Annotated in this window: 1 protein-coding gene; it reads right to left on the bottom strand. The window is 69.8% G+C overall.

Annotation, left to right across the window (positions count from 1 at the left end):
- Positions 1 to 434 (bottom strand): aminotransferase class V-fold PLP-dependent enzyme (locus HWX25_RS33085; protein WP_175912802.1); only part of this gene is annotated, 434 nt, incomplete at both ends.

Raw genomic sequence — 434 nt, 5'->3', positions numbered from 1 at the left:
CGTCGATAGCCGCGCGGTAGTTGCCCTGATAGCAGCCCCCGCGCGCGGCGAGGCCGCCTTCGTCGACGTATTGCGCAACGGCGGCGTCGAGCGCCGCGACCACGTGCGTCGGCGGCGTGAAGCGCCACTGCGTCGTGCGCTGCATGTAGACCCACTGGTCGTACAGGTCCATCGCGAGCGAGTGGCTGTTGCCTTCGCAGCGCTCGAGCGCGGTGCGCTTCGCGATCACGAAGCCGAGCCCCGGCACGCCTTCGAGACATTTGCCGGATGCGGCGATCACCGCATCGAACGGCGTCGTGCGCGCGTCGATGTCGATCGCGCCGAACGAGCTCATCGCGTCGACGATCAGCGGCTTGCCGTGCCGCGCGCAGACCGCGGCGATCCCCGTGAGCGGATTGAGGATGCCGGCGCTGGTCTCCAGGTGCACCAGCGCG

It is taken from the genome of Burkholderia sp. BCC1640 (genome assembly GCF_902833125.1).
Classification (GTDB): domain Bacteria; phylum Pseudomonadota; class Gammaproteobacteria; order Burkholderiales; family Burkholderiaceae; genus Burkholderia; species Burkholderia diffusa.
Note: the sequence above shows the minus strand (reverse complement) of the source record. Positions and strands in the feature narration are given on the sequence as shown.